The organism is uncultured Phenylobacterium sp. (assembly GCF_902826855.1).
GTDB lineage: Bacteria > Pseudomonadota > Alphaproteobacteria > Caulobacterales > Caulobacteraceae > Phenylobacterium.
In genome coordinates, this window is sequence record NZ_CADEGK010000155.1 from 1 (window position 1) to 4,370 (window position 4,370).

Sequence of the window (4,370 nt, forward strand, 5' to 3'; positions counted from 1 at the left end):
TGCAGCAGGTGGCGTTACGTGTCGCCGATCCGGAGAGGTTCCATACGATAACCGTCGTGGCGAACGCAGAGCATCGCTTCGTTGTCGCAGAACAGCTTCGCCAGGTCGGCGCCGCCAACGCTCGGATCGTGCTTGAGCCCGTCTCGCGCAATACAGCGCCCGCGATCATCGCAGGCGTACTCGCGGCCACTCGCTGCGATGAGGATGCGTTGGTTCTCGTGATGCCAGCCGACCACGATATTCCTGATGTGGCGGCGTTCCGAGCCTCCGTTGCGCTCGGGGCGAAGGTCGCCGAGGGTGGCGCGCTGGTGCTATTCGGGATCGATCCTACCGGCCCGGAGACCGGCTATGGCTATATTTGCGCTGGCGAGGCCCTACCCGCTGGAGGACGCCGGGTGGCCGCCTTCGTTGAAAAACCGGACGTGACGCGCGCCACGTCCTTCCTAGCCGCAGGCGACCACTACTGGAACAGCGGCATCTTCCTGCTGCCCGCCAGCCTGCTGCTCGCGGAGATGAATCGTTGCGAACCGGCGATCGTCACCGCAATGGAGGCGGCCATCGCCGGGGCCGGAGCCGATATAGACTTCCTGCGCCTGGATCCCGTGGCCTTTGCCGCGAGCCCATCGATCTCGCTCGACCATGCGGTCATGGAGCGCACCTCACGAGCCGCGGTCGTACCGGCGACGTTCCGCTGGAGCGACGTCGGAGCATGGTCATCGCTCTGGCGCGCCGGTCGCCAGGATGAGGATGGAAATGTCGCCCTGGGCGATACGCTCATCGAACAGACCCGTCGCACCTACGTGCGCAGCGACGGACCACTTGTTGCGACGCTAGGTGTGGAGGACCTGATTGTCGTGGCGACCGACGACGCCGTCCTCGTCGCGCACCGCGACGCCGAGCAGTCGGTGAAGAAGGTGGTGGAGCGCCTCCGCTTACTGCCCCACTCGGCCGCGACTCAGACAGCGAGGGTCTATCGCCCATGGGGCTGGTACGAAAGTGTGCATAGCGGCGAGCATTTTCAGGTGAAGCATCTGACTGTGAAACCCGGCGCTCGGCTTTCTCTGCAGAAGCATCAACACCGGGCGGAACATTGGGTGGTCGTCGGCGGCCACGGGGAAATTACCGTGGACACCCATCGAACCTTGCTGGGTGTCAACGAGTCCGTGTTCGTTCCCCGAGGCGCGACCCACCGACTCTCCAATCCTGGCGCGGCGCCGCTGCATGTTATCGAGGTGCAGATTGGCGCGTACTTGGGCGAGGACGACATTGTCCGGTTCGAGGACGACTACGCGCGCATCGCCGACCTTACCTCGGCTCCCGCTCCTCACCGCCATGTTGACGTCACAGGGCCTACGCTTGAACTCACCCCCGCCCAGCCCCCGGCCCCCGCTCCCCCGGAACCTGCGGGCTATCGGCTAGCGCAACGTGTCTGGAAGGCGTTGCCCCTGCCGCTGGGGGTCCGCGAGCAGGCGACGAACCTCCTCTATCGAACCTTTCCGCTGGCTCAACAGGTAGCTGTCCACGATCGCGTAGGAGAGGCCGCGCAAACGCTTTCGCCTCGGCCAAGTTCGGACATCCTCGCGGGGCCGTTCATTCTCAGCGGCTTTCTCGGCGACGTGAGCGGCATAGGTCGGGGCGGGCGAATGTCGCGAGATGCGCTGCGCGCTGCAGGAATCGCGCCGATCTTGCATGACATGCGAAAGGACCCTTTTGGATGGACTCCCGCTGCAAGTGGCGGGGTGTGGTTCGGTCACTGCAACGCGCCCCAGGCCACAGAGTTTCTGGCTCGCACGGCAGCGGCCCATGCGTGCTATCGGATCAGCTATTGGGCCTGGGAATTGCCAAACCTGCCCCAGAGCTGGGCCGAAGGCGCGGGCCTGTACCATGAGATCTGGGCGCCAAGCACGTTTGTCGCGAACGCCATTCAGAGAGCCACCCAGGGCATGCACGTCCAGGTGCGTTGCGTACCCCATCCTCTGCCCGATGTCTCCGGAGCGAGCGCCGACCGTCGTCGTTTCGACCTCCCGGACGATGCGTTTGTCTTTCTCTGCATGTTTGACGTGCTGTCTTCCGCCACCCGAAAAAACCCGCGGGGAGCGATCGATGCGTTTAAGCTCGCCTTTGCTCCCCACCGCAGTGACGTCTGGCTTTGTATCAAAGTCGTCTGCGATCTCGATGATCCGCCGATCCTTTCCGCCCTTCGCATGGAGATCGAAGGTTGGCCGAACATCCGCATCGTCACCGAGCGGCTGTCCGACCTTCTGTCGGATCGGCTCATCGCGAGTGCAGACTGCTTCGTTTCTCTACATCGTTCGGAGGGGTTCGGCCTCTCAATCGCCCAGGCGATGGCGATGGGCAAGCCGGTCATCGTCACGGGTTGGTCCGGCAATATGGACTTCTGCGATGCGCACGCGGTGTGCATCGACTACCAACTCCGGCCCGTGATCGACCCTACCGGAATCTACGCTGAGAACGACCAAGTCTGGGCGGAGCCCAGTCTCGAGCACGCTGCCCAGGCAATGCAAGCCATGGCCGACGACCCTGACGCGGCCCGCCAACGCGGCTTAGACGGAAAACTGCACATAGCGTCACGACTCCCGCGCCTCTATCCCGTGGCGCACCTGCGTTCCTGGCTTGCTCCGTCGGCACGCCGCCAGGGCTGACCAAACGGGTCCACCCTCTCTTACCCTGCAATCTGCCCTGGAGGTCATGTGAACGACCCTTGCATCAGCTGTCGTGACCTGACGCTGCGTTTCCCCGTCTACGGCGCAGATGCCCGCTCGCTCAAAAAGCGGCTGGTACGGGTCGCTGTCGGCGGGCGGCTTGTCCAGCATGCGAAAGTTACCGAGATCACGGCCCTATCGGGGGTCAACCTTGAACTCCGCGCGGGGGATCGGCTCGGGCTCGTGGGTCACAACGGATCTGGCAAGACCACGCTCCTCCGCGCGCTTGCTGGCGTGTATGAGCCCGACGAGGGCGAGGTGGAGGTGCGTGGCCGCGTCGCAGCGCTGCTGAGCCTTAGCCTGGGGATCGACCCGTCAGCTAGTGGCTTGGCCAACATTCGCCTTCGGGCGAGGATTGCGGGCCTGACCGAGGCTGTGATCAACGAAAAGCTGGAGGAAATCTGCGCGTTCACAGGGCTCGGACCCTTCCTCGCGATGCCGATGAAAACCTACTCTGCCGGCATGCAGGCACGGCTCGCCTTCGCCGCCGCCACTGCGGTCGAGGCAGACATTCTCCTTATGGATGAGTGGATTGCGGTGGGCGACGCCGAGTTTCAGGAGAGCGCCAATCGCCGTCTACACGAACTGGTGGATCGCTCCGGGATCCTCGTCCTCGCCTCGCACGACCACGGGCTGCTACGACGATACTGCAACAAGGTCATCCGAATGACGGGTGGGATGCCCTCTCAACTTACGGATATCGAGAGTCTTGACGACTTGCTGAACAGTTAACTGGCATACCGCCGCTCGTGATCTCAGATCAGAGGAGAGTATGACCGCACCGATCACCTTGATGACCCACGCGAGCAACTGGCGACGCCAACGATAGCGGGGCTTGTTCCGTCGCTTCATCTCACCGCGTCCGCGGGTTGGGTGGAAAGCGCCTGGCGACCCTCGGCCGGGGTCGACCCCGTCGACTCCAGGGTACGCCGCCTACAACCGAGGGGGCCCCATCGCCGCGGCTCAAGGGGTGCGCACCGATGACCGCGCCCCCTAAGGACTCATCGGATGATGTTCATCAACTCATCCAGCATCTGGTCGGCCGTGGTGATGATCTTGGACGATGCGGAATAGGCCTTCTGGATTTGAATCAGGGCTGTGAACTCGGCCGACAAGTCGACCGTAGAGGCCTCGAGGCTCGAAGATGAGATCAAGCCAGCCCCGCCTACCCCCGCTTCCTTGATCGTCATCTCGCCCGCGGCGATTGTGGCGCGATACGCGTTGCCGCCCACCCGCTGAAGTCCGTCGGCGTTTGGGAACGTGGCGATGCCGATCTTCGCGACCTGGCGAATTTGGCTGTTGTCATAAATTGCTGAGACGACGCCGACGTCACTGACCTCAATGGCGACGATGTTTCCCACTCCAGCCCCATTGTTTGTCAGTGCGTTGACTGTCGAGATGTCGGCGTATTGAGTAATGCTGGAGAGATTTAGATCTATCGCTTGTGCGTTGATACCCAAACCCGCGGCCCAGGCGGGTGCGGCCCCGCCCGAAGCGGCCAAGGTGACCTGCGGACTCGTCGCACCGCCGAACAGGGTGGTCGTCGCCGCGGCAAGATCGAGCTTGCCGTCGCTGTTGAAGGTCACGTCCCCCACCGCCAACTGACCTGGACGGCCAATGCCATCCACGGCGCTCTCGGGAATGCTG

At 63.4% G+C, this 4,370-nt stretch carries 2 protein-coding genes and 1 pseudogene (1 of these 3 running past the window's edge); 2 read left to right on the forward strand and 1 reads right to left on the reverse strand.

Annotation, left to right across the window (positions count from 1 at the left end):
* Together QZV94_RS18230 and QZV94_RS18235 are read left to right on the forward strand one after the other, a co-directional pair.
* A partial coding sequence (locus tag QZV94_RS18230; protein ID WP_293680011.1) for a mannose-1-phosphate guanylyltransferase/mannose-6-phosphate isomerase occupies positions 1-2,663 on the forward strand: 2,663 nt, incomplete at its 5' end.
* 48 nt (positions 2,664-2,711) lie between these two features.
* Entirely contained in the window at positions 2,712-3,455 is a 744-nt protein-coding gene (locus QZV94_RS18235; protein ID WP_293680017.1) for an ABC transporter ATP-binding protein, read from the forward strand.
* Positions 3,456-3,724: 269 nt separating this feature from the next.
* On the opposite strand, the pseudogene QZV94_RS18240 reads toward QZV94_RS18235, so the two are convergent.
* Positions 3,725-4,370 (reverse strand): annotated as a pseudogene (locus QZV94_RS18240) (flagellar hook protein FlgE) (it continues 747 nt past the right edge of the window).